The organism is Promicromonospora sp. NPDC023987, assembly GCF_040639055.1.
In the GTDB taxonomy this organism is placed as follows: domain Bacteria; phylum Actinomycetota; class Actinomycetes; order Actinomycetales; family Cellulomonadaceae; genus Promicromonospora.
Window position 1 is genome coordinate 88191 of record NZ_JBEZZF010000003.1, and the last position, 24257, is coordinate 112447.

At 71.5% G+C, this 24257-nt stretch carries 21 protein-coding genes; 3 read left to right on the forward strand and 18 right to left on the reverse strand.

All coding sequences use genetic code 11. From position 1 onward, the window contains the following. The first annotated feature begins 82 nt into the window (after window positions 1-82). Window positions 83-967 carry a DNA/RNA non-specific endonuclease gene (locus tag AB0F40_RS02800; RefSeq protein WP_357463832.1) on the forward strand — a complete coding sequence of 295 codons (885 nt, stop codon included), beginning with the start codon at window positions 83-85 and terminating at the stop codon, window positions 965-967. Between the two features lie 60 nt (window positions 968-1027). Here the strand turns inward: AB0F40_RS02800 and AB0F40_RS02805 are convergent, their stop codons facing one another. Together AB0F40_RS02805 and AB0F40_RS02810 are read right to left on the reverse strand one after the other, a co-directional pair. Continuing rightward, on the reverse strand, window positions 1028-2491 hold the full coding sequence (locus tag AB0F40_RS02805) for an NAD(P)/FAD-dependent oxidoreductase (RefSeq protein WP_357463835.1): 1464 nt from the start codon (window positions 2489-2491) through the stop codon (window positions 1028-1030). Window position 2492: 1 nt separating this feature from the next. Further along, a complete protein-coding gene (locus AB0F40_RS02810) occupies window positions 2493-3053 on the reverse strand; it encodes a hypothetical protein (RefSeq protein ID WP_357463838.1) in 561 nt (186 codons plus the stop codon). Between the two features lie 150 nt (window positions 3054-3203). On the opposite strand from AB0F40_RS02810, the gene AB0F40_RS02815 reads away from it, so the two are divergent. Beyond that, entirely contained in the window at window positions 3204-3794 is a 591-nt protein-coding gene (locus tag AB0F40_RS02815; RefSeq protein WP_357463841.1) for a TetR/AcrR family transcriptional regulator, read from the forward strand. A 60-nt stretch (window positions 3795-3854) separates the two neighbouring features. Here AB0F40_RS02815 and AB0F40_RS02820 read toward each other — a convergent pair whose 3' ends face one another. From AB0F40_RS02820 to AB0F40_RS02855, 8 genes are all read right to left on the reverse strand, one after another. After that, the gene (locus AB0F40_RS02820; RefSeq protein WP_357463844.1) at window positions 3855-4361 is read right to left on the reverse strand and encodes a hypothetical protein; all 507 of its coding nucleotides are present in this window, start codon (window positions 4359-4361) and stop codon (window positions 3855-3857) included. 69 nt (window positions 4362-4430) lie between these two features. Beyond that, a complete protein-coding gene (locus AB0F40_RS02825) occupies window positions 4431-5216 on the reverse strand; it encodes a deoxyribonuclease IV (RefSeq protein ID WP_357463847.1) in 786 nt (261 codons plus the stop codon). Window positions 5217-5291: 75 nt separating this feature from the next. Then, entirely contained in the window at window positions 5292-6977 is a 1686-nt protein-coding gene (locus tag AB0F40_RS02830; RefSeq protein ID WP_357463850.1) for a PQQ-binding-like beta-propeller repeat protein, read from the reverse strand. A gap of 38 nt (window positions 6978-7015) precedes the next feature. Further along, a complete protein-coding gene (locus AB0F40_RS02835) occupies window positions 7016-8680 on the reverse strand; it encodes a PQQ-binding-like beta-propeller repeat protein (protein ID WP_357463853.1) in 1665 nt (554 codons plus the stop codon). Window positions 8681-8746: 66 nt separating this feature from the next. Continuing rightward, window positions 8747-10507, reverse strand: a complete 1761-nt coding sequence (locus AB0F40_RS02840; RefSeq protein WP_357463856.1) for a PQQ-binding-like beta-propeller repeat protein — start codon at window positions 10505-10507, stop codon at window positions 8747-8749. A 68-nt stretch (window positions 10508-10575) separates the two neighbouring features. After that, the gene (locus tag AB0F40_RS02845) at window positions 10576-12372 is read right to left on the reverse strand and encodes a PQQ-binding-like beta-propeller repeat protein (RefSeq protein WP_357463859.1); all 1797 of its coding nucleotides are present in this window, start codon (window positions 12370-12372) and stop codon (window positions 10576-10578) included. Next, window positions 12369-13571, reverse strand: a complete 1203-nt coding sequence (locus AB0F40_RS02850; protein WP_357463862.1) for an ABC transporter permease — start codon at window positions 13569-13571, stop codon at window positions 12369-12371. The genes AB0F40_RS02845 and AB0F40_RS02850 overlap by 4 nt, the downstream gene beginning before the upstream one ends. Before the next feature lie 107 nt (window positions 13572-13678). Beyond that, window positions 13679-14578 (reverse strand): ATP-binding cassette domain-containing protein, encoded by a 900-nt coding sequence (locus tag AB0F40_RS02855; protein WP_357463865.1) that lies wholly within the window; start codon window positions 14576-14578, stop codon window positions 13679-13681. A gap of 389 nt (window positions 14579-14967) precedes the next feature. On the opposite strand from AB0F40_RS02855, the gene AB0F40_RS02860 reads away from it, so the two are divergent. After that, complete coding sequence (locus tag AB0F40_RS02860) at window positions 14968-15708, forward strand: hypothetical protein (protein WP_357463868.1); 741 nt, start codon at window positions 14968-14970, stop codon at window positions 15706-15708. Between the two features lie 411 nt (window positions 15709-16119). On the opposite strand, the gene AB0F40_RS02865 is transcribed toward AB0F40_RS02860, so the two are convergent. The 8 genes from AB0F40_RS02865 to AB0F40_RS02900 form a co-directional block, all read right to left on the reverse strand. Beyond that, window positions 16120-17409: a type II toxin-antitoxin system HipA family toxin gene (locus AB0F40_RS02865; RefSeq protein ID WP_357463871.1), complete on the reverse strand. Its 1290-nt coding sequence runs from the start codon at window positions 17407-17409 to the stop codon at window positions 16120-16122. Then, window positions 17402-17656 carry a helix-turn-helix domain-containing protein gene (locus AB0F40_RS02870; RefSeq protein ID WP_357463874.1) on the reverse strand — a complete coding sequence of 85 codons (255 nt, stop codon included), beginning with the start codon at window positions 17654-17656 and terminating at the stop codon, window positions 17402-17404. Before AB0F40_RS02870 ends, AB0F40_RS02865 begins: the two co-directional genes overlap by 8 nt. A gap of 91 nt (window positions 17657-17747) precedes the next feature. After that, window positions 17748-18761 carry an ArsA family ATPase gene (locus tag AB0F40_RS02875; RefSeq protein ID WP_357464061.1) on the reverse strand — a complete coding sequence of 338 codons (1014 nt, stop codon included), beginning with the start codon at window positions 18759-18761 and terminating at the stop codon, window positions 17748-17750. Continuing rightward, window positions 18755-19036 carry a cory-CC-star protein gene (locus tag AB0F40_RS02880; RefSeq protein ID WP_357463877.1) on the reverse strand — a complete coding sequence of 94 codons (282 nt, stop codon included), beginning with the start codon at window positions 19034-19036 and terminating at the stop codon, window positions 18755-18757. The genes AB0F40_RS02875 and AB0F40_RS02880 overlap by 7 nt, the downstream gene beginning before the upstream one ends. A gap of 3 nt (window positions 19037-19039) precedes the next feature. Further along, entirely contained in the window at window positions 19040-20740 is a 1701-nt protein-coding gene (locus tag AB0F40_RS02885) for a carbon starvation protein A (protein ID WP_357463880.1), read from the reverse strand. Window positions 20741-20840: 100 nt separating this feature from the next. Next, window positions 20841-21548: a response regulator transcription factor gene (locus AB0F40_RS02890; RefSeq protein ID WP_357463883.1), complete on the reverse strand. Its 708-nt coding sequence runs from the start codon at window positions 21546-21548 to the stop codon at window positions 20841-20843. Next, window positions 21545-23089 (reverse strand): histidine kinase, encoded by a 1545-nt coding sequence (locus AB0F40_RS02895; RefSeq protein WP_357463886.1) that lies wholly within the window; start codon window positions 23087-23089, stop codon window positions 21545-21547. Before AB0F40_RS02895 ends, AB0F40_RS02890 begins: the two co-directional genes overlap by 4 nt. 68 nt (window positions 23090-23157) lie before the next feature. After that, window positions 23158-24051 carry a CPBP family intramembrane glutamic endopeptidase gene (locus AB0F40_RS02900; RefSeq protein ID WP_357463889.1) on the reverse strand — a complete coding sequence of 298 codons (894 nt, stop codon included), beginning with the start codon at window positions 24049-24051 and terminating at the stop codon, window positions 23158-23160. Window positions 24052-24257: the final 206 nt, after the last annotated feature.

Genomic DNA, 24257 nt, shown 5'->3' on the forward strand with positions numbered 1-24257 from the left:
GGACGAGATTGCCAATGGACGTTCATCGTGTCCGGTTGTTGGTCTGGTCATGACCTGTCCGACTCTGGTTGGCTGTCTGTCTGTGACCGGTTACGACGCAGAGTTCCTCGGTTTCACCGTCCCGCTCCCGGTCTCGCCCGCCGAGATACGTGTCCTGGATTACACGCACTTCTCGGTCCTGCTCGACCCGCACCGGCGCCTCGCGGCGGCCACCGCTTGCGTCATCGACGGCGCGACGCTCCTCGCGCTGCGCCGCACCGGGCGGTGGCGCCTGGACGGCCGGGTTCCCCACGGCGAGCAGTCGGGCAGCGAGCTCTACGCGGGCAACCCGCTCGACCGCGGCCATCTCGTCCGGCGCCTCGATCCGGTCTGGGGCGACGCCGAGACCGCCACGCGGGCCAACCACGACACGTTCACCTACACGAACGCCGCGCCGCAGGTGAACAGGTTCAACCAGTCCAAGGAGCTGTGGAACGGGCTCGAGGACCATGTGCTCGCGTACGCCGCCGCCCACGACCACCGCATCGCCGTGCAGACGGGGCCCGTCTTCGCCGCCGACGACCCGGCCTACCGCGGTGTCCGCATCCCACGCCTGTTCTGGAAGGTGGTCGCGTGGGTCGGGCCGGGCGAGGTGCTGCGGTCCACGGGCTTCGTGCTGGACCAGACCCCCCAGCTCGACGACGCCCAGCTCCACGAGATCACCGCCCAGGCCCTGGCTCGGGACGACATCCCGCCGCTCGGCCCGTTCCGGACGTACCAGGTGCCGGTGGCCGACGTCGCGGCGCTGACCCGGCTCGGCCTCGGCCCCTTGCCGGCGGCCGACGTGCTCGCGGTGCCACCACCGACGCCGTCGGGCAGCCGGCCGACGGACATCACGATCCACCGCCTCCCGCGAGCACGTGCCTGGTCGGAGATCAGGACCCCGGACCAGATCGCCCTCCCACCCCGCGCCACCCCTCGGTCGTGAGCGCGACCATCGTTACGCGTCCGTTCCAGGCGCGACGACCGCGCTCACGACCCACGGCGTTCATGCGGGGCGGCCGTAGGCCTCCAGGAGGCGGAGCCAGACCTCGCTGAGGGTGGGGTAGGCGGGGACGGCGTGCCACAGCCGGTCGATCGGGACCTCCGCGGCGACGGCGATCGTGGCGGCGTGGAGCAGCTCCGCGACGTCGGGGCCGACGACGGTGAAGCCGACGACCACCTTCCGGTCCTCGTCGACGATCATGGTGGCCCGGCCGGTGTACCCGTCGGCGTGCAGGGCGGCACCCGCGACCGCTCCGAGGTCGTGCTCGACGGCCCGGACGCTGATCCCTGCGGCCTGGGCGGAGGCCGCGGTGTGGCCGACGGTGGCGATCTCGGGGTCGCTGAAGATCACCTGCGGCACCGCGCGCTCGTCGGCGGTGGCCGCGTGCCGGCCCCAGGCAGAGGTGTCGACGGCAGCCCCGTCGGCCCGGGCGACGATGGTCTCGCCGAGGGCCCTGGCCTGGTACTTGCCCTGGTGCGTCAGGGGAGCGCGGTGGTTGACGTCGCCGGCGGCGTGGAGCCAGCCGTCGCCGACGGGTGTGCCGTCATCTCCCAGGACGCGCAGGGAGTCGTCCACGTGCAACCAGTCCCCCGGCGTGAGCCCGACCCGGTCCAGGCCGACCGTGCCGGTGTTCGGCGTGCGGCCGGTGGCGACCAGCACCTCGTCGCTCTGCAGCGTCGTGCCGTCGGCGAGGGTGAGGTGTACCGTCCCGACCTCGTCGCGGCGGACGCTGTCGGGCTCGGTCAGCAGGTGCAGCGCCGCGCCCCGCGCCTTGAGCGTCTCGGCCACCAGCTCGCTCGCGAACGGCTCCACGGTGGGCAGCAGGCCGTCGCGGGCGATCAGGGTGACCTGCGCGCCGAGCGCCGCGTACGCGGTGGCCATCTCGGCGCCCACGACGCCGCCGCCGATGATCGCCAGCCGCCCCGGGACGGTCTTGGCGGCCGCGGCCTCCCGGCTGGTCCACGGCGCGGCGTCGGCCAGCCCGGGAATCTGCGGGATGCGGGCGCTGCTGCCGGTGGCGACGACGACCGCGTGCCGTGCCCTCAGCACCGTGGCCCGTCCATCCGTGTGGGTGACCTCGACGGTGCGGGCGGCGCTGATCCGCCCGACGCCCCGCACCAGGGAGATCCCCGCGCCCGTCAGCCAGGCGACCTGGCCGTCGTCGTGCCAGTGCGAGGCGAAGGCGTCGCGGCGCGCCAGGACGGCGTCCGCGTCCAGCTCACCGGTCACCGCGGCGTTCGCCCCGGGCAGGCTGCGCACGGCGCGCAGCGCGGCGGCGTCGCGCAGGAGGGCCTTGGTGGGCATGCAGGCCCAGTAGGAGCACTCCCCGCCGACCAGCTCGCTCTCCACGATCGCCACGGTGAGGCCGCCCTTGACGGCGCCGTCGGCGACGTTCTCGCCGACCGGCCCCGCGCCGATCACCACGACGTCGAACACGCTCTCGTCCGCCCGGGCCGTCTCGGCCATCTCAGCTCTCCTTCTTCGCGACACGGTGCAGGCGCAGCGCGGAGACCAGGAAGAAGACGCCACCCAGGACCGCGTACCCGGCCACCTGGGTCAGCACGCCCTTCGGGGTGCCTGCGGCCAGGTAGAAGCTCGAACCGGCCAGGACGGAGATGCCGCCACTGAGGATCATGGCCCACTGGCCGCCGAGCCTGTAGCGACGGATCGCGACGATGAGCTGGACGATGCCGGCGGTGACCGCCCAGACGCCCCACACCCGCAGGACCGCGGGGACACCCGAGGTCACCGCCACGGCCAGCCCGACGGCGGTGAGCAGGCTGAGCGCCATGTTGAAGTACAGGCCCACGGTCGGGCGCGCGGTCTTCGAGGACCGGAAGTCGACGACGGCCGCTGCGACGTCGAACAGCGGGTAGAGCACCAGCAGGCCGATCGTGACCGGGCCGAGGCTCTTGCCGACGGCGAACATCCCGGCCGCCCAGAGGATGGCGAAGCCGAACCGGACGAAGTACAGGTTCCGCAACGAGGTAGCGGTGGCTACGGCGGAGGATTCCGCGGTCGTAGACATGAGGTTCCTTTCGATGAGGGCCGTGGTTCAGGGCTTGGCGCTCTTCCCCCGGCGCGGTATCTCTAGGTAGACTGACTAGTAACTCTACCGATTCGGACAGTACACAGCGACGCCCGTGCAGCGCAAGGGGAGGGACGAGAGGAGCCACGTATGATCGCGACCGTGCAAGGGTCGATGCGGGAGCGCCTGATCGAGGCGGCGAGCGAGTTGTTCTACGCGAACGGGCTGCGTGCCGTGAGCGTGGACAAGGTCATCGACCGGGCGGGCACCACGAAGGTGACGTTCTACCGTCACTTCCAGAGCAAGGACGACCTGATCGTCGCGTACCTCGAGTCCCGCGCGGAGCTCGAGCGGAACGGTGTGGACGCGGCCATCGCCCACGGTGCCGGAGACGTCGACGCCTCGTTGCGCCTGATGTCGGAGCACACCGGGACGGCCGCGTGCGCCCCCGGTTTTCGCGGCTGCCCCTTCATCAACGCGGCCGCCGAGTACCCCGACCCGGACAGCTCCGTCCGCAAGGTCGTCGACACACATCGTGACTGGTGGACGAGCGCGTTCGAGCGCCTCGTCGCCCCGCTTGGGCTGGCTGATCCCGCTGCCGTGGCCGACGACCTGATGCTGTTGCGCGACGGGGTCATGGTCGCCGGCTACCTGGGCGACCCCACCAAGATCGCGGCCTCGTTCCTCCGCAGCTGCCAGGCAGTCATTCGCGGCGCGTCCCGCGCACCGACGGGTTGGTGAGCCGGTGCGGTGCCGAAGCCTGTCCTACAGGTTCCACCCTGCCTCAGGCCGAGCCGATCGTCACCCGACGGGTTCGATACGGAGGACGGCAGCGGTGCGGCGGATCTCGACGACCTCAAGGCTCATGGCGTCGTTGATGGTCGCGGCGGGTCCCTCACCGCAGGTCAGCCCCACGCCTCCGCCGCCGGCCGACGACACGCCGCCGCCACCGGAACAGCCGGAGACGCTGTAGCCCGACCCGGTCAGCGGCGCGGCCAGCTCTACCCCTTCGCTGGTGATGGCCATCACCTCGATCGGCCCGAGGCCGTATGTCTCCGGCACTGTCACGATGTCACCCACGGCGACCTCGAGCTCGCACGTCCCGTCGGCACACGGTCCGGTCGGTGAGGGCGACGGAGCGGCCGGCTCCGTGGGAGTCGGCGAGGAGTCAGACGCCGGGGACTCGGAGCTCGACCCGCTGGGCCCGTCCTCGGCGGGAGATCCGTTCGAAGAGCCGGAGGAGCACGACGTGAGAGCGGCGAGCAGGACGACGGCGGCGACGGCGGTGGACGACTTCCTACGCATCATGACCGCCATTGAACCCGTACCCGGGCGGGACCGCTCCCGTCGCCGGTGGTCGACGATGCACGACCAAGGTCAGGCCAGGCGGTCACGCAGCCAGGCGATGTCCGGTGCCATGTCGCCCTTGGTCTCGCAGATGACGGGCGCGCCCGCCGCCGCGATCACCCCCACCAGCAGCTCCTCCGGGATCAGGCCCTCGCCGAAGTGGATGTGCCGGTCGGCCCCTGACCCGGCGACGTCCCGGGAGTCGTTGGCGTGCACCAGGTCGATGCGGCCCGTGATGGCGCGGATCTGGTCGACCGCCGTCGAGAGGTCGATCCCGCCGGCCCAGGCATGGCAGGTGTCCAGGGTGAACCCGACGTTGTCCCCGCCGTCCGCCGTGGTCACGGCCGCCCACAGCGCCTCGATCCGCTCCAGGCGGCGCGCCATGGAGTAGTCCCCGCCCGCCGTGTTCTCGATGAGCACGGGGACGTCGGTCTCCAGGGCGTCGATCGCCTTGCGCCAGTTGTCGAAGCCCTTGGCCGGCTCGTCCTGCGCGGTCACGTGCCCGCCGTGCACCACGACGCCCTTGGCGCCGATCGCTCCGGCACCGTCCATGATCTGCTGCAACAGCTTGCGGCTCGGGATACGGATCCGGTTGTTGGTCGACGCCACGTTGATCACGTAGGGGGCGTGCACGTACAGGTCCAGGCCGGCCGCCGCGGCGTCGGCGCGGAGGGCCTCCGCACCGCCCTCGTACGGAAGGTCGGGGACCTTCCACGCCTGCGGGTCGCTGAGGAACACCTGCACCGTGTCCGCGCCGAGCGTCCTTGCCGCGCCGATCGCGTCGGTCAGGTCCACGTGCGCGCCGATCTTCACCATGGACCCCACCATAGAACGGCACACCGACACGGCGGCGGCCGGCACCCCGGCCGGCGTACAGCGGCGGCTCGAGCGTCAGCCGAGCCCACGCACTCCCTCCGGTGCCACCGCGAGCAGGTTGCCGTCGACCGCGACCAGCGAGGTGTCCCGCCGCAGGCGGAGGACGTCGGCAAGGGCCGCGTCCCAGAGATGCTCGCCCGAGGCCACGTCGAGCGACACGAGGGCCGTGCCACGAACCGCGTCCGGCAGGCGCAGGAGCACGTGCCGGCCGTCCGTGAACGCCTGGTAGTCAGAACCGTTCCAGGGCGGTGCGTCCTCGGCGCGCTCCGCCGGGGTCCAGACCCACCGTTCGCGGCCGGTGCTCACGTCGAGGCCGTGCACGGCGCCGTCGTCCGCCAGGAGGACCGCCGTGTCACCGACCTCGGCGGCGAACCACACGAACCTCGACCCGGCAGCGCCCGCCCAGCGCGGCGTCCCGTCCGGCTCGTAGGCATGCAGGCGAGACCCGCTCTCGTCGGCGCCGAGCAGCGTGCCCACGCCGTCGACGACGCTTGCCTCGAACGGGTAGCCGACCAGCTCCGCGAGGGCCTCGCCGTCGGCGGAGTAGACGGTGTTGTGCGTCGCGGAGCCGTAGGCCGACGCGACATAGCCGCCGGTGGTGAGGCCGGCGATCCGCCCGGCTCCCGGCTCGCCCACTCCACGGAGCAGGGCGCCCTCCGCGGTGATCGAGGCATTGGCTCCGCAGCCGTACAGGTCCACGTGACCGGTCCCGATCCGCGCGCCGAACGCCTCCCGGTCGAGGGCGTCGTCGCCGCTCGCCAAGCTGATGGTCCCGTCCCAGGTCCGGCTCCGCCGCGTGGTGCAGGCTGCGGCCGGGGTGGCCACGAACCCAGCGGTCACGGTCCAGCGCTCCTCGCCGGTGACGGCGTCCGCTGCACGCACGACGATGTCCTGGCCCGACTCGACCGTTCCCGTGCATTCGTCCGGCGTCGCGCACCTGGCATCGCCGCCGTCCGGCGCCGATCCGGTACCGGCACGCGCGGCCCGCAGCACCGTCCCGGCCGGCCCGGGCCTCGCGCTGCCGTACCTGGCCAGGTCCGCGGGATCGAGAGCACGCGGTGCGGACGGGACGCCGTCGGGCCCGACCGCGATGACCTCGCGGTCCGCGGTCGGACCGGAGACGCACACCACGGTCGCGGTGGCTACCGGCTCCCAACCCGGGTAGCCGGTCGGCCCGCACTCCGGGTCCTCGCCGAGCGGTATCGCCCACGCCTCTGCGCCGGAGGCGGGCTCCAGCGCGAGCAGGTCATCCTCCGACATGAACACCAGCAGGTCGCCGAGCGCCGCCACCTGGGCAGGACCGCCCTCCGCGCCGAAGATCCCGGAGCCCACGGCGCCCTCCCACTCCCACAGCTCGGTGAGCGGCGCGGAGACGTCCACCACGCCGCCGCCCACCTCGCGGACGGCGTCGACCCGCGCGGCCTCGCGGACCCCGTCCAGCACGTACCCCGTGCCCAGCGCGATGGCCAGCACTGCAGCCGCCGGGGCCAGCAGGCGCAGCCGCACGCCCAGGGCGCCGCCCAGCAAGGACCAGCCCGACGACGTCTCGTCCGCGGAGCTGCCCCGTGCGCCGTCCAGGTCGGCGCCCGCCGCCCCCGCACGGCCTGCAGGGGCGTGGCCGGAGGGCGCATCGCCGTCGACCGCGTCGTCGTCGACGAGATCGAACACGACGGCGCCGTCCTCTTCCAGATCACCTGCCATGCGGCCGAGCGTATGCCGAACCGCTCAGCACCAGCCGCTCAGCCGAGCCCGCGCACACCCTGGGGCGTGATCTCCAGCAGGTTGCCGTCCACGGCGACCATCCCGTTCATGAACCCTGCTTCGTCAAGATCGGTCGATCCCGGCCGCTCCCAGAGCAGCTCACCCGAGAGCGCGTCGAGCGCCACCAGCCCACTGGCGCCGGCGCCGCCATGGGTCACCAGCAGCACCGACCTGCCGTCGGTGAATCCCCGGGTCACGAACAGGTCGCCAGGCCCCTCGTCGTTCGGGTCCGGGTCGCCCCACGTCCACCGCTCCTCGCCGTTCGCCAGGTCCAGCCCGTACACCGCCCCGGACCAGGAGCCGACGATCGCCGACCCGCCCACCTGAGCGATGAAGACCTGGGCGCCGTCCAGCGCGGCGGCGTCCCACAGCATCGTGCCGTCCGTCCCATAGGCTCGCAGCCGCGACTCTTCGCCGCCGAAAGCGAGGAGGGCGCCGGGTTCGGGGCTGTCCAGGGCACCGGGTTCGCTCACATAGCCGTCGACCTCGTCGACCACCCCGCCGTCGGACGCGTAGAGAGTGGTCCGGACGCCGTCGTCGTCGTACTCGTACTCGATGTATCCTCCGGCGCGGAGGCTGATCACCCCGCCGGCCCCCGGCTCGGTCTCCAGGCCGAGCACCTCTCCGCCCGACGTCAGGCCTGCCGTGACGCCGCAGCCGTGCAGCTGCACGAGCCCACCGGTGAACTGCGCGCCGAACGAGTCGGTGTCGATCATCTCGTCCAGGTCCATCGCACTGTCGGCGCTGTCCCACGAGATGCCGGACCAGTTGTTGCACTGTTCGGCCGGCGTCGGCCGGAACGGGACGGTCGCGGTCCAGCGTTCCTCGCCGGTGACGGCGTCCTCGGCACGGACCTCGAGGTCGCGACCCGACTCGACGGTACCCGTGCACTCCCACGACTCCGTGCACTCGGCATCGCCGCTGCCCTCCGCCGGTTCGGGTCCCACTCGCTTCGCACGGAGCACCAGGCCGTCCGGGCCGGGACGGGCGTGCCCGTACCGGCGTTCGTCCGCTGCGTCGAGGGGTCTCCCGCCCGCGATCACGCCGTCCGGCCCGATCACCATGGCCTCCCGAGCCTCGGGGGATCCCGTCAAGCACACGAGGGTCGGTGTCGTGACCTCGTCCCAGCCCGCTGCGCCCGTCGGCCCGCAGTCCGGAAAGGAGCCCAGCGGGATCACCCAGGCCTCGTCGCCCGTCGCGGGATCCAGCGCGACCAGCTCACGACCCGACTGGAACGCGAGCAGGTCACCCAGCAGTGCCACGTCGTTCCCTCGTCCCTGAGCCGTGACCAGGGGCGAGCCCACGGCTCCTTCCCATGCCCACGTCTCCTCGAGCGGCGACGACACGTCGACGACGCCCCCTGGCACGTCACGCATCCGCTCCATCCGCCGGTCGTCCCGCAGGCCGTCGATGGCGAACCCGGTGCCCAGCACGATCGCCAGGACCGCGGCGACCGGGGCCAACGCCCGCGCCCTCCTGCCCAGCTCGGCCGACGGCGCCGGCTCGCCGGTATCGATCTCGGCACCGTCCGGATCGCTCCCGGCAGCTGTGCCGGACCGAGCGAGCGGTGCGTCGAGATCAGCCGTGTCGTCGTCGACCAGGTCGAAGACGAACGCACCACCCTGGTCCGGATCACGTGCCATGCAGTCGAGGGTATGCCGGGAGACTCCTAGTTTCATCCAAGGTCGGGTTTCCTCCGGGTTCGTGTTTCATCCAAGGCCGCGGACGCCGCCGGGGGCGACCTCCAGCAGGTAACCGTCCACCGCGGCCAGATAGCCGCTGATGTCCTGGCCTGGCGGGTCGCCGTCCGCCGGGCCGCCGTCCGCCGGGCCGAACACATCGGTCTCCCCACCGCCGGACCGCTCCCAGACCACGGCGCCGGAGACCGCGTCGAGCGCCACCAGGCTTTCCGCACCGCCGGACTCACCCTCGATCAGCAGCAGCACGGACTCGCCGTCGGTGAAGGCCTGGGCCACGTAGACGGTGCCAAAGTACCCGCCGTCACCGCCGGCTGCCGGTCTCGACCCGCCCCAGTCCCACTGCTCCGCGCCCGTGGCGAGGTCCAGCCCGCGCACGCTGCCGGCCCCGGTCGTGACCACCGCGGTGTCGCCCACCTGGGCGAGGAACTCCTGACCGCTCGACTGGAGCGTGATGTCCCACCGCGGTGTGCCGTCCGGCCCGTAGGCCCGCAGACGCCGCCCGGGCTCGTCCACCGCGAGGAGCGTCGTCGGCTCGACCGCGTCGGTCGCCAGCGGCGCGAGCGGGTATCCGGTGACCTCGCCGACCACGTCACCGTCGGGGGCGTGCAGGGAGGCACGGACCGCGCCGGCGAAGCTCGACACGGCGTACCGGCCCGCGCCAAGGCTGGTGACGTTGCCCGTGCCCGGTTCGAGCTCGGTGCCGAGCACCGCTCCGCGCGGGGTGACGCCCGCCTGGATGCCGCAGCCGTTCAAGTCGATGCGATCGGGCGAGGCCCAGCCGCCGAAGGCGTCCGGGGCGAGCGCGCCGCTGAACACCAGCCGGTTCTCCGAGCCGCTCCAGGACCCGCCGAACGTACGGGCGCACTGCATGGCATCCGCCGGCCGGAACGGGACCGTCACCGTCCAGCGCTCCGTACCGGTCGCCGCGTCCTCGGCTCGGAGCACGAGGTCGCGGCCGGACTCCACCGTCCCGGTACATTCACCGCCGTCAGTGCACCGGGCGCCCGTCACGTCGATCGCGGAGAGCGGCCCCACCCGCTCCGCGCGCAGCACCGTCCCGTCCGGCCCGACGCGAGGTGGCCCGTGCCGGCGGGTGTCCGTGGCGTCGAGGGCCCGCGGGGGCGACGCCGCTCCGCGCGGTCCCACCACGATCACCTCGCGCTCGGCGCCCTTGCCCTGCAGGCACACCAACGACGAGGTCACCAGATCGCTCCGGAAGGGTGCGGCCGTCGGCCCGCACTCCGCGTCCTCGCGCAGCTCGACGGTCCAGGCCTCCTCACCCGTGGCCGGGTCCAGCGCGACCAGCTCTCCGTCGGACTCGAACGCCAGCACGTCGCCCAGCACCGCGACCTCGGTGGTGCCACCACCGGGACCGACGGCCCCGTGCCAGGCCCAGGTCTCCTCCAGGGGCGACGACACGTCGGCGACACCCCCTGGGATGGCCCGCATCCGCTCGATCCGCGCGTGGTCCTGCATGCTCTCGACCGCTAGCCCGGTCCCGAGCACCACCGCAAGGACAGCCGCGACCTGCGCGGTCGCGCGCCGCCTCCGTCCGGGGCTGCCCGACGCCGCCGGGTCGGCCTCCGCAGGCCCGGTACCGCCCGGACCGTCTGTCGCGTCCGTACCGTCCGCGTCGGCGCCGTCTGCACCGGCGCCGTCGGCACCGGCGCCGTCCGGACCCGCCGGACCCGCCGACGCAGCACCGGCGGCCGCGTCGTCGTCGACCAGGTCGAAGACGAACGCATCACCCTCGTCCGGGTCGCGCGCCATGCGGCAGAGCGTAGTGCCGGGCCTCGCACGGTTCAGCCGGTCCGGTGGTCCTTGTCCACACCCCCGGTTCAGCCCAGGCCCACCACGCCATGCTGCGTGATCTGCGCGAGGTACCCGTCGACGCTGATCAGCTGCGTGTACGGGGTCTCCTGGGCGATCTCCCAGCGCACCGAGCCGTCGTCGAGGTTCACGGCCAGGAGCCGCAGACCCGGAGTGCTGCCGCTCGGGTCGGCGGTCACCGGGAGCAGCAGGGTGTCGCCGTCCGTATAGGCCCCGAAGATCGTCGACTCCGCGGCCCAGACGAGCTCGCCGAACGAGAGCACCTCGGGGTCGAGCGTCCAGCGGTCCGCGCCGGTACCGAGATCGATGGCGCGCACCGCACCCCGCTCGTCCACGACGACGGCGGTGCCGGACACACGGGCCAGCAGCGTCGTGGCCCGGAGCTCAGGCGCCGACCAGAGCTGCGCCCCCGCGTCGCCCTCGGCGGTGGACCTGGCCTCGACGTGGACGCCGACCCGCTCCAGCAGCAGGCCCGGGTCACGACCGTCGGTGGCCCAGGGCAGCAGGACCTGACCGGCGAGCGCGAAGCTGGCTCCGTGCGGCAGGTGCACCACGTCGTTGGGCATCGTGACGTCGGTGGCCGTCGCATCGGGCCCGATCCAGCCGCCGTCCGGCAGGGGCGCGAACGACGCGGTGTCCACGCCGTCGGCCGGTGGGTCCGCCGTGTCCTCCGGGTCGTCGAGCCGGGTGCCGCCGAGCAGGTACGCCGCGGAGACGCCACAGCCATGGACCTCCAGGACACCGCCGTGCAGGTCCCAGCCCAGGGCGCCGACGACATCCAGCACCGGGGCGGCGTTGTCGTCGTAGGTCACGCAGCTGTCGGGACGCGGGGCGCCGAAGGCCACGATGTCGCTCCAGCGCTCCGCGCCCGTCGCGGCGTCCTCCGCACGGACCGCCAGGTCGGGTCCGACGAAGTCCTTCGGCAGGTGCGGCGCGCCGAGCTTGTCGACCACCACCGGCCGTTGCTCCAGGTCACCGCCCGTGGGCTCGAGCTCGATGAGCCCGCCGTCGTCGGCGGGCAGCACCAAGGCGTCCGGATCGATCTCACGCGTCTGCGCGGCGCCGTCCGCGTCGACGACCGTCACGACCTGCTTGCCGTCGCCGTCGCCGTCACCGGCGTCGCCCGGGGACGTGACGCAGACCAGAGGATCGGCGGGCTCGGTCGACGCCGGACCGCCGATCCCGAGGGGCGCCGCCGGACCGCAGCGCGTGTCCGCACCGACGTCGACGGTCCACCGCACGTCTCCGGACGCCGGGTCCACGCCGCGCACCTTCGCGTCCCCGACGACCGCGAGCACCCCCGGCATCTCGATCAGGGTCGCGGCGATCGGGTCGTCGAGGTCGATCGACCACTGCTCGGTGGGCTTGGCCTCCAGGCTCCGCACACCGCTCGGAGTGGCGAGGAGCGCCCGTTCGCGCAGCTGAGCGTTCACCAGCACTCCGGCCGCCACCGCCAGCACGAGCACGAACGCCGTCCCGCCGACCAGCAGGACCTTGCCGCGGCGGGTGGTGGGCAGCCGCCGCCGGACGGCTGCCCCACCGCGCCGCGCCGTCCGCCCGACGGCGGTGCGGGCAGCCGCGAGCGCCACCGTCACCCGGCCGGGCTCGCGGGGAGCCCGCTCCCGAGGCTGGTCCTGCGCGGCGTCCGGCTCCTCCGGTTCGGGGTCGGCTCCGTCCTGGCCGCCGTCGTCCGGGCCGGTGCCGTCGGACACGCCGGGAACCTCGTCGATCAGGTCGAAGGTGTGCACCTTCGACGGCTCAGGGCTCCCGGGCGCGGCGTCGTCGTGCGGGGTGCGTTCGGTCACGCCCCGAGGGTAGTGCCCCGTTCCGCGGCCAACGCCGTCTTCCACGTCACCCGGCCGCCGGTCTGCATGAGCGCCCCGCGATAGGCCCGTTCGGCCAGGAGCACCGCGCCGAGCGTCGTCACGACGAGGATGAGGAGCGACACGAGCGGTTCCCACCAGAGCGCGTCACCGTTGAGCACCCGCACCGGCATCGACACGATCGACGCCGGCGGGATGTAGGACAGGACGCGCTCCAGCATGCCGTCCGCGGAGAACGTCACCACGTACACGCCCATGAGCAGCATCATCAGAGGGCTGGTCGTGTACTGGAGGTCCTCGGTGCGCGACGCGAGCGAGCCGGCCACCGCGTACAGGGCCGCGACCGCGACGAACCCGACGGTGAAGAAGACGACGAACCAGAGCATGGTGGTCGTCATGGCGGGCAGGATCGCCGACAGGTCGGTGAACGAGGCCCCGATGAGCCCGACGGCGGCGAGCAGGAGGTTCTGCCCGAGCGCGATCACGGAGCTTCCGATGATCTTGCCGGCCAGCAGCTGCCGGAGCGGCACTGCCGTCGCGATGATCTCGACCAGCCGGGACTGCTTCTCCTCGATCACGCTGCCCGCGATCATCGCGCCCGACCCGACGGCCCCCATGAAGAACAGGAACGCGAGCACGAACCCGGCCACGAACACGATCTGCGGATCCACGGGGTTGCCGTCGAGCCGTTCGGTCTCGACCTCGCTACCCGCTGTGAGGGCGTCCATCGTGGTTCCGGCGTCGGCCGCGTGACCGGCCAGCACCTGGTCGCGCACCGTGGTCTCGATCAGCTGGGTGAGCTCCGTGTCGGGCTCGCGCCAGCCGGACAGGGTCCAGCCGTCGGTCCCGGGTGTGGCGGCGGAGCTGAGCCAGGCGTCGGCGGTCTCGTCGTCGAGGGCCGCCTCGGCCGCGGCGACGGATTCCACGCGCACCACGCTCAGCTCGATCTTCCGGTCGTCCGACGCCGCCTCCGCGGCCGCCGACCCGAGGGCCGTCTCGGCCGACTCGTCGCCCAAGACGACCGCTACGTCGAACGACTGGGTGCGGCCGTCCAGGTAGGCAGTGAAGCCGATCAGTCCGCCGATCATGGCGACGGTCACCGCGAGGCCGATCAGGAATCCCTTGTTGAGCGCCCGCACCACGATCTCGCGGGTCGCCACGACCATCCATGCGTTGCTCACTCCGTCGCCTCTCCTGCTCATGCCCTCGCCGTTCCGGCCTGAGCCTGCGGCTTCGCTGCGCGCGCGTGCGTCGCCCCTCGGCCCCCACTCTCCGCCGCGCGTCGGGCTCATGCCGTCACCTCGCGGTAGATCTGGGCCAGCGTCGGCCGTACGGGGGAGAACTCCTTGACGGTGCCGCGTTCGAGGGCCGCGGTCAGGAGGCGGTCGGCCGCTGCGTCGTCGTGCACCTCGACCAGCGCGGACGGGCCGTCCACGTCCACGGCAAGCACGCCCGGCACACCACGGACGAACCCGGCGTCGCCCGAGAGCACCAGCCGGTGCCGTGTCACGCCCTGGGCCCGCAGGTCGTCGGGCGTGCCGTTGGCGAGGACCTTGCCGCCGCCCAGGATGACGAGCTGCTCGCACAGCCGCTCCACGAGGTCGAGCTGGTGCGAGCTGAACAGCACGGGTACCCCACGCCGGGTGTGCTCGCGCAGCAGGTCCACCATGGCGTCGACGGCGGCCGGGTCCAGGCCGCTGAACGGCTCGTCGAGGACGAGCGCCTTCGGCTGCCCCATGATCGCCGCGACGATCTGCACGCGCTGCTGGTTTCCCAGCGACAGCTTCTCCACGTGGTCCTTCGCCCGGTCCGCGAGGCCCAGGCGATCGAGATGCTCCAGCACCTCGCGCCGGGCCACCGGGGCCGCGATCCCCCGCAGCCGTGCCAGATAGACCAGCTGTTCCAGCACCGGCTGCTTCGGGTAGAGGCCGCGCTCCTCGGGCATGTACCCGAACTCGCGGCGATCGTGCCGGGTGACCGGCAAGCCGTCGAACCGCACCTCGCCGTTCGTGATCGCCAGCACGCCCATGATCATGCGCATGGTCGTCGTCTTGCCGGCGCCGTTGCCGCCCACGAACCCCGTGAGCAGGCCCGACGAGGCCGTGAAGCTCACGCCGTCCACCGCTCGGCGGGGTGTGCCGCCCGTCGAGAACACGCGGGTCAGGTCCCGCACCTCCAGATCGCTCATGGCGAGCACGCTATGAGCCGGACGCCGGCAGGGGATCCGTCGGAAGGTGGACTCCCCTCCGCCTTCTGGATGGCCTGCGAGCTCCATTCCCCCAGGTAGTCGGCAAAATGTCAGAAGATCGGCATTTCGAGTTGCCGATCTCGCGACATTCTGCCGACCACGGTTGCGCGCACCCTTATTACACGTCCCGGTTGCCGATGGTGTTCTGCCACGTATTGTCCCGTCCGGAACGCCGTGAGAACGACGGCGGCGTTGAACGGTTCGACAGCCCGTCCCCGGAGAAATGAGCACTGCGCTCCGGAGGATGTTTCGCGGTTCGGTGCACCAGTGCCGAAACGTCACAGCAGAGGGGCACAAGGCAGTATCTGAACCCGCAGGGGGAGCTAAGCGTGCGCAAGCGTTTGATCGTCACAGGAACAGCCGCAGCCATGGTGCTGACGGCGGGGATCGTGGGTGCCGTAGCAGTGCAGCCGGACCAGGACCAGGACTGGGAGACGACGGCCGCACCCGTCGTGCCCGACGCACTGCAGGGTCTGCCGCCCATGATGGTGAAGCGCGAGCCCACCTCCCGGCCTGATGAGCACGGCACGGTCGACGTGCGCTCGAACCCGGAGCCGCAGGGCGGCCTGTTCACGTACACACCGCCGCCCGCGTCGACGTACACGCCCAAGCACATGGCCGGCTCGTCCGCGGACCAGCCGGGCAGCGCCTTCACGATGACGCCGCCGCCGACCGTCGACTTCGGCAAGGGCCACTGGCCCAGCGCCCCCACGACGCCGTCGGCCCGGCCCACGGTGCAGCCGACGACGCCGCCGACCCAGGGGCCGACCACGCCGCCGACGCAGTCGCCCGAGCCGACACCCACCCCGACCCCGACGCCGACCCCGGAGCCCACTCCGACGCCTACCCCGACACCCGAGCCGACGCCGGAGCCGGAGCCGACCGATCCGCCGTCGGAGGAGCCAACGGACCCGCCGACCGAAGAGCCGACCGAGCCACCGCCGGCCGAGCCGACCGAGGAGCCGACCGAGGAGCCCTCGACGGAACCGTCGCCAGAGCCGTCGACGGAACCGTCGACGGAGCCCTCGCCCGAGCCTTCCACGGAGCCTTCTACGAAGCCGACCGAATAGTCCGGTTCGTCGAACAGTGCTCGCGCAGCACAGGACACAAAGAAGCGAGGCCCTTTCGCGTGGGCCGCGCTTCTCTGTGCTTTCTCGAAACCCCCGATCAAGGAATAAATGGGCGATTCAGGGCCTTATCCGGCGGGCAGCCGCCAGTGCCGATAATGCCGCTCCGGTAACAGCAGCCCCGAGCCGGGTATCGGTAGCCAGGATCAACCGGACGGTCTTCATCGCCAGGGTCAGCATCACGCTGCCACGAAGCCGCATCTCCGCCTCGAAACGACTCACCGCCACTAAGAGCGTGGTCGTGGCGGCGTCGCGAGAGGTACCGGGCGGTGCCTCGCGCAGCGGTGGCAGAACGCCTGAGCAACCCGGAGCTGCCGAGCCGGCGAGACCTTCCTGCGACGACCCGGTACGTCGTCAGACTGGCTTGAGCCGTCCGACCAGAGCGGCTATACCGTCCTTGAACTGCCGCCCAACAGAGGGGTCGATCGCAGAGCCCGCTTCGTCGACGGCATCGGCAAACGCGGCAGGGATCGATTCCCACATCTCCGTAGCGCGATGGATCAGCCAGTCCGCATCTACAGCGAGGTCCCTGGCAGCTTTCTCCACCTGACGCCAGCCGACCTGTCGGATCCCGTACTGACCACCGAGCTTCATTGCGAGCTTGCCACGGTAGAAGACCTCTTGCTCATCCATGACGAGCGCAGCGGACATCAGGTCGTAGAGCGGTGCCAGGGCGGAACTGCCCCCGACGTGGATCAGCGCGTAGTTCTTCGCGTGCGCGTCTGTGCCAGCAGTCAGCCAGTTGAAGACCGTCGCCTCGGCGAATCCGTGTCGCGCTCGCTCCAACCGCCGAGGGGGGATGACCCTCCCGAGCAGAGCCGAGATGTCGCCCACCGATGGTCCGCCGTCAGCCTGGTACTTGAGAGTCCGAGGTAAGCCGAGCGCCTGACACATGTCCTCCTGATGCACACGGCGTGGCGCAAGGCCAGATGCATAGCCAGGCCCCGACTCGCCCGAGCGGTCGAAACGCTCGACCACTACGGCGAGCTCCTGACCGAACCGGCAGAGCTCGATCTCCGCCACCTGCAGTCCCAACTTGCGCGCCGCACGCATCGTCACGTACTCAGCAGCATCGCTGTCAGCGAGGCGCGCAACACCCACCTTGAAGATGTGCGTGCTCGGGGCTCGCCCGGTCGGCAGCCCCCACGCTCCGTCAGCACTGCGCGCGAGCGCGAACTTGCCCTGCTGACCACCGAGCGACCAACGCCCGCCAGACTCCTCGAAGTCCCACGCGCTGTCGTCGTGCCGGAGTGTCCGAAGGTGTGCCGCAATCGCATCATCGGCGAGGGGAACGAACTCGCCGGCGCTGTCGAACGTCTCGTCATCGTGGAGGAACTGGACCGCGCCCGCGCAGTCCGCTCCCATGTGCTTGAGCAGGTTGAACGCCGTCACCCGACGCTCGTCGAGTTCCCGCGCCCACCGTGCCCGCACGTCGTCGTTGTCCGGCAACAGGTTGTCGACCCATAGTCGGACCACGGCGTCCGCATGATGCTCACGAACAAGCGGCATCGACACGGACAACGCGCTCGCGCGTGTACTCGACCTGTAGGTATCGCTATACCGAAACGTCAAGATCCCGTCGTCAGCTTGGTCAAGGTTCCCGATGTACGTCCCGTCGAGCCAGACGGTGAGCCGGTCAGTCATCGTCGCCACCGAACAACCGGTCCAGCTCGGCCCCGTCCTCGTCCCGCGAGACGTCCACCGCCAGATCGACCCACTGCAGCGCGCGCAGCACCAGGTCGAGCCGTGCATTAGGAGAACCGGACTCTACAGCGACCACCCAGGCTCGAGACGCTCCGACCGAATCGGCGAGCTCCGCCTGAGTCATCCCCTGCCGCTGCCGAGCGTCACGGAGGACGGCGCCCACGTCCGTGGCGTTTGCGACGCGCATCTTGACCTCCATGACGTCGATCGGTGACATTCCAAGTGTATGTCAACGATCGGCGACATCGGTCCTGAAAGTCAACGATCGGTGACACCGGCTAGCGCAGCGCCGCGCCGAACTGCGCCAGACCGGCGGCACCCGTGACCTCGCCCGGTAGCAGCTCGCACTCGGCCCGCGGCAGGTCGCCCAGCTCAGCGTCCAGCACCGCGAGCCACTCGTCCTCGTGCGCGCGACGGGCAGCGAGCAGTCCGCCCGCGCCGGCGGGCGAGCGCTTGTTGACGACCAAGCCACCCACCGGCACACCGAGCTTCCGCAGGGTCCCGGCCAGCTCGACGGTCTCCAGCACCGGCAACCGTTCCGCGGCCAGCACCAGCAGGAACGACGTCGTCCCCGGGTCGGTGAGCACCGAGCGCAGGCGTTCGAAGCGCTCCCGGCGCCGCAGCAGCGTGCGCCGGATCTCGCTGTCCCGCTCCGCCTTCGGGTCGCGCACGCCGAGCCCGGAGAGTGCACCCGAGAACTTGTCGGCCCGGTCGCGACGCCGCAGAAGCCCCTCGGTCCAGGCGGACATCGTCTCGGGCAGCGCCATGAGCCGGGCGGTGTGTCCCGACGGCGCGGTGTCGAACACGACGAGGTCGTAGTCGGTCAGACCCGTCTCCACTGCGTCGGCGATCCGCTCGAGCACCGCCGCCTCGTGCGTCCCCGGCGCGTCCCTGGCGAGGTCGAGATGCCGGTCGACCTCCTTGGCGAGGTGGTCCGGCATCAGGCGGCGCAGCGTGGACCCGACCTGGGCCAGATGTGCGTCGGTCGTGCGCCGAGGATCGATCTCGACGCCGTCGAGGAGCCCCGCGCCGTTCGGGCCCGTGCCGTTCGGACCGGTGCCGTTCGAACGGCCCGAGCCCGCCTCGGCCCTCCACAGCGGCACGACGGCGTCGCCCACGTCCCGCTGCCAGAGGTGCCCCAGGTTGTGCGCGGGGTCGGTCGAGACGACCAGGACCCGGCGGCCCGCCTGCGCCTGCGCGAGCGCCAGGGCGGACGCCGTCGTGGTCTTGCCGACGCCGCCCTTCCCGCCCAGGAACAGGACGCGCCGACCGCGTACGACGTCGGTCAGCAGCACGACACGTCCTCCAGCGGTGATCGGTCCATGCCCATCCGGGTGTGCCACTCGTGCACGCGCTCGTAGACGAGCGGGAGCAGCTCGGCCGTGTAGTACGACGCCGGGTTGGGCACGCCGAGGGCCTCGCTCAGGACGAGCAGCATGAAGAGGTCGTCCTCGTCGCGCTGGGCGCGCGCGAACGTGCGGCGGTAGGGCGCTACGTAGAACTCGCGCAGCCCCTCGGAGACAGCGCTCAGCCGCCGGCGGGCGGTGCCGAACCGGCGGCTGAGCACAGGTCAGCCCTCGACGCTCGCGACGGGCTTGTTGTCGGCGTCGTCCTCGTCGTCGACACCGCCGCGGGCCTTGCCCATGGCGATGAACGCCTCCAGCGCCACCCAGAGGGAGGCGATGAGGATGATGATGTCGAGCACCAGCAGCATCCAGTTCTGCTCGGCGTAGAACGTGCCGATCTGGAGCACCAGCGCGTAGATCGACATGACCATGACCACGGCGAGCGGGATCACGACCGGCAGCGGGTTGATCTTCTTGCGCAGCAGGATCACGGCGATCACGGACAGCGTCAGGGACGCCAGCAGCTGGTTCGTGGTACCGAACAGCGGCCAGATCAGCATGCCGCCCTCGCCGTCGGCCCCGAGGCTGAACACCAGGCCGACGGACACGACGAGCGCGATCACCGTACCGAGGATGCCGCCGACCTTGATCTTCGCGAGCTCCCCTGCCTCCTGGACCACGAAGCGCAGCAGGCGTACCCCGGTGTCCATCGTCGTCGCCGCGAACAGGACCGCCATGGTGGCGAGGATCGTGGCCGACAGGCCAAGGGGGATGCCGAGGCCCGCGTTGAGGATGTTGCCGCCGCCCTCGACGAACGCGCCCACACCGCCCTCGTTGAACGCGGTGTAGACGGCCTCCCAGTCGGCGAGCGTCCGGTAGCCGGCCGTCGCGGCGATGATCGCGCCGAGAGCCAGCAGACCCTCACCCACCGCACCGAAGTAGCCGACGAACCGGGAGTCCGTCTCCTTGTCGAGCTGCTTCGACGAGGTGCCGGAGGACACCATGCCGTGGAAGCCCGAGATGGCGCCGCAGGCGATCGTCACGAACAGCAGCGGGACGAGCGGCGGCGTGCCCTCGGGGACGTTCTGGTTGATCGCCGGGGCGACGATCGCCGGCGCCGAAAGCAGCACGGAGCCGAACAGGATGCCCAGGCCGATGAAGAGCTGGACGCCGTTGATGTAGTCGCGGGGCTGCAGCAGCACCCACACGGGCAGCAGGGACGCGATGCCCGCATAGACGAACAGCACCACGATCCAGAAGGTCGCCGGCGACATGCCAAGGATCGGGTCGGGCAGGACGATCGGGTTGGCGTCGCCGACGATGATCAGCGCGTACAGCGCCACGACGCCGATGATGGTGGTGACCAGCAGGTTGATCTTCCAGCGATAGATCATCTGGCCGATCACGAGGGCCACGAGGATCGCGCCCCACACCGGGATGACCGACGACGGAGTGCTGATCAGCAGGTTCTTGATGACCACCGCGAACGCGGCGACGACCATGAGCAGCAGCAGGAAGATCACGACGAGGAACAGTGCCCGGCCACGCGTGCCGATGTACTTGCCCGACAGCATGCCCATCGACTGGCCCTTGTGGCGCTGCGACGCCCAGAGGGCGCCCATGTCGTGCATGCCGGCGAAGAAGACGGTGCCGATGGTCACCCACAGCACAGCGGGCAGCCAGCCCCAGATCACGGCGACGGCGGGGCCCACGATGGGGGCCGCGCCTGCGACGGAGGTGAAGTGGTGGCCCCAGAGCACGAACTTGTTGGTGGGGACGTAGTCCACACCGTCGTTCAGCTCGTGCGCAGGGGTCTTGAAGGCGGGATCGAGTCGGAAAACTTTCTTACCGAGAAACTTGGAGTACAGCAGATATCCGGCGACCATCAGTGCAATACCGATGACGGCCAGGACGAGGGAGTTCACGGGGGGCCTCCAGGGTCATCGTCGACGGGGGAACCGGCACACCATACTAGTTTCGATGGTTACCAATACAGAGCGTTGACCGGTCGTCCCGTTCACTGCCTCACACCAACCCGACGCGGTGGGCGAGAACCACCGCCTGGACCCGGTCCCGCAGGTGCAGCTTGGACAGCACGTTCGAGACGTGGGTCTTCACCGTCGCCTCGCCGAGGTACAGGGTCTTTGCGATCTCCGCGTTCGACAGCCCGGTACCCACCAGCTCCAGCACCTCACGCTCCCGCGGAGTGAGGAGGGCCAGGCCGTCAGAGGCCTCGACCGTCGGCCGGGGGCGGGTTCCGACGGCAGCTTCGTGCGCCTGCCGAGGGGCACCGGTGTCACCCGGCAGCGGCCGCTCGCCCGCCACCATCTGCTCGATCACGCGGCGCGTGATCTGCGGCGCGAGCAGGGCGTGCCCGGCCGCCACGGTCCGTACGGCCTCGACGAGGTGCTCCGCGTCCGAGTTCTTCAGCAGGAACCCCGACGCCCCGGCCGCGAGCCCGTCGAACACGTACTCGTCGTGGTCGAACGTCGTCAGCACCAGCACCTTCGCGAGGTCCTCAGCGACGATCCGGCGCGTGGCCTCGATCCCGTCCATGACGGGCATCTGCACGTCCATGAGCACGATGTCCGGGCGCAGTGCACGGGTCAGCTCGATCGCCGCGGCGCCGTCGGGCGCCTCACCGACCACCTCGAAGTCGTCCTCCACCGAAAGGATGAGCGAGAAGCCGGAGCGCACGAGCGCCTGGTCGTCGACGAGCAGTACCCGGATCACGCGTCGCTCTCCGATCCTGTGGTGATGCCTGTGGTCGCTGTGTCGGTGGCGGTGCCGAGGGCGCCGCGACCCTCGGCACCGGGCGCGGGGAGCGGCAGCCGGACCCGGACCCGGAATCCGCCGGTCGCCCTGGTGCCGATGTCGACGACGCCCTGGTGGGTCGCCGTACGCTCCCGGATCCCGAGCAGCCCCAGCCCGGAGCCGGACGTCCCGCGGCGCGGCCGCCCGTCGTCGAGCACCTCGATCTCGGCGAACCCGTGCTCGAACTGCTGGCCCGCTACGGCCTCGGGTGCCCGCACCACGCGCAGCGTGACCGTCGCGGACCGGGCCGTCGAGTGCTTGCGCACGTTCGCCATCGCCTCCTGGGCGGTGCGATAGAGGCTGAGCCCCATGGGATCCGTGACGTCGGCTGCGACGCCGGGTGGCTCCTCGACCTGGCGGAACGTCGTGTCGAGGCCGTCGTGATCGGCGGCGGTCAGCGCCGGGAGATCGGCCAGGCCCGGCTCCGGCGCCCGCGAGCCGCCGCCGTCCGACCTCGCCGGACCGCCCCGGACACCGCCGTCGGGCACGGAGCGGAGCGTCCCCACCAGGTTGCGCATCTGCGCGACCCCCTCGCGCGACTCGCGCTCGATGGTGACGAGCGCTTCAGCGGTCCGGGCCGGGTCACGGTCGAGCACCCGGCGGGCCGCAGCCGCCTGGATACCGATCACCGACACGTGGTGGGCGACGACGTCGTGCAGCTCGCGCGCGATCCGCACCCGCTCGGTCACGATGGCCTGGTCCGTGAGTGCAGCGGCCTGCTTCTCGATGGTGTCCGTCTGGTCGGCGAGCTGCCGCCGGCGCCGGGCCGCGTTCCACTGCATCTGGCCCGCCACCACCGCGCCGCCGAAGAACGCGATGTTGGTGATGAGCTGGTAGACGGCGTTCGCGAGGTAGGGCTCGATGAGACCGGGCCAGTCCGCGCGCGTCGGGAACTCCTCGAGGAGCGTCTCCATGCCCTGCTGCACCGCGAACATCCAGATGAGCCAGGTGAACATCATCAGCACGCAGATGCTGACCACCACGAGCATCGCCCGCCGGTCGCGCGCCCAGGCCACTGCCGTGAACAGCGCGACGAAGTACATCACCTGCATCGGCATTAGCACCGTGACCGCGCTGATCGTCAGGCCGAGCCCGAGCCATATGCCGTACACGAGAGCGAGCGACACCAGGGGGTAGCGACGGCGCCAGGCCAACGGGGCCGTGCTGACCACCGCGAGCAGGATGATCAGCCACAGCGGCTCCCGCGCCTCCTCGAAGATGCCCATGCTGCGGCCGAGCTCGACGGAGATGGCTGCCAGCACCGCGAACCCCGCGCCCAGCAGCAGGTCCCTGCGGTAGGCGTCGCGGCCCGCGGGGACCCGCTCCCAGTCGGAGTCGACGCCGAACCAGTCGAGCAGGCCCGCCAGGTGCCCGGGCCGCCCGGGCACGTCGGGACCGCCGACGGCGGGTTGGTCGACGTCGGGCGGCCGCGTCTCGGACCGGGGTGGGGCATGGACCATGCCCCCAGGGTAGGAACTCCTGGGGCGTGCGCGCTTCCGCCTGAAGGAGGAGCCGGCGAACCCGAGCGTCACCAGAGCGTGAGCAGCAGGGCAACGATCGTGAGATCCGCCAGGACGTGCGCCACCCACGGCAGCAGCAGGCCGTGCGATACCTGCCGCAGCACGCTCAGGACCAGTCCGTACGCCGTCGCGAGGAGCACGCCCCACCAGCCGTTCGGGAAGCCGTACCAGTGGGACGCACCGAACATCGCGGCAGCGAGCACCACCGCGAGGACCCGGCCCAGGTCGAGACCGAACGCCCGCTGCGCCACGCCGTTGTACGCGGCTTCCTCCGCGGCGGCGTTGACGAAGGAGAACACGAGCGCCCCGAGCACCAGGACAGCGGCCCCCTGGTCAGCGAGGATCCGGCGGTACGTGTCGAACCCGCTGCCGTCCTCCCCTGTCGCGAGGGACCAGAGCACGAGGACCAGGGCCGCGACCGGGACGATCGCGGCGGTGAGCCACAGTCCCGGCCGGTTGATCGTGCCCCGGAGAAACCAGTCGCTCACCAGCCCGAGCGCTCCGATCCGGCTGAGCGGCCCGTACAGCCCGAGTGCGATTACGAGCGGGATCGGCCACAGGGCGATGGAGCCGGCGCCGGCGAAGCCTGCCACCTCCAGCACCGCCCCCGCACCGCGCAGCAGCCAGACCGCCGCCACGATGCAGGCCGCGAGCGCCGCGACGCTCTGGGCGCCCGACGGCGGACGCCGCCGGGTGCCGAACATCCCGGCGAGCCCCACGACCAGTGCGGCGGAGACCCCTGCGGTGACCGGCCCCACGACCGGGTGACCGCCGGCGACGACCGCCGCTACCAGGCATCCTGCGGCGGCCAGCGCGGGCATCCACCGGTGCCGGGCGGCCGGTGGCGGCGCGGCGGGCCCGGCGCCGGCTGCCGCCGCGGTGTTCGGGTCAGGCCCGCTCACGGCAGGCTCCGTCGGCTCGATTCGCACGTTCGCGGTAGCAGGGCCATGTTCCCAACGTAGGAGGCTCGGGGCCGGGAGCGCCTCCGTCCTGAGGCTGAGTCGGGAGACGGAGTCGGGAGACGGAGCCGGGACGCTGAGCCTGGAGACGGAGCGGCGCGAGACCGGGCTGGTGTCGGGCCTGCGGTACTGACTCGCCGTACCCGGTA

Coding starts and splice junctions, on each gene's coding strand:
- AB0F40_RS02805 (WP_357463835.1), bottom strand. CDS start 2,491: ATGGCCGAGACGGCCCGGGCGGACGAGAGCGTGTTCGACGTCGTGGTG.
- AB0F40_RS02810 (WP_357463838.1), bottom strand. CDS start 3,053: ATGTCTACGACCGCGGAATCCTCCGCCGTAGCCACCGCTACCTCGTTG.
- AB0F40_RS02815 (WP_357463841.1), top strand. CDS start 3,204: ATGATCGCGACCGTGCAAGGGTCGATGCGGGAGCGCCTGATCGAGGCG.
- AB0F40_RS02820 (WP_357463844.1), bottom strand. CDS start 4,361: ATGATGCGTAGGAAGTCGTCCACCGCCGTCGCCGCCGTCGTCCTGCTC.
- AB0F40_RS02825 (WP_357463847.1), bottom strand. CDS start 5,216: ATGGTGAAGATCGGCGCGCACGTGGACCTGACCGACGCGATCGGCGCG.
- AB0F40_RS02830 (WP_357463850.1), bottom strand. CDS start 6,977: ATGGCAGGTGATCTGGAAGAGGACGGCGCCGTCGTGTTCGATCTCGTC.
- AB0F40_RS02835 (WP_357463853.1), bottom strand. CDS start 8,680: ATGGCACGTGATCCGGACCAGGGTGGTGCGTTCGTCTTCGACCTGGTC.
- AB0F40_RS02840 (WP_357463856.1), bottom strand. CDS start 10,507: ATGGCGCGCGACCCGGACGAGGGTGATGCGTTCGTCTTCGACCTGGTC.
- AB0F40_RS02855 (WP_357463865.1), bottom strand. CDS start 14,578: ATGAGCGATCTGGAGGTGCGGGACCTGACCCGCGTGTTCTCGACGGGC.
- AB0F40_RS02865 (WP_357463871.1), bottom strand. CDS start 17,409: ATGACTGACCGGCTCACCGTCTGGCTCGACGGGACGTACATCGGGAAC.
- AB0F40_RS02870 (WP_357463874.1), bottom strand. CDS start 17,656: ATGCGCGTCGCAAACGCCACGGACGTGGGCGCCGTCCTCCGTGACGCT.
- AB0F40_RS02895 (WP_357463886.1), bottom strand. CDS start 23,089: ATGGTCCATGCCCCACCCCGGTCCGAGACGCGGCCGCCCGACGTCGAC.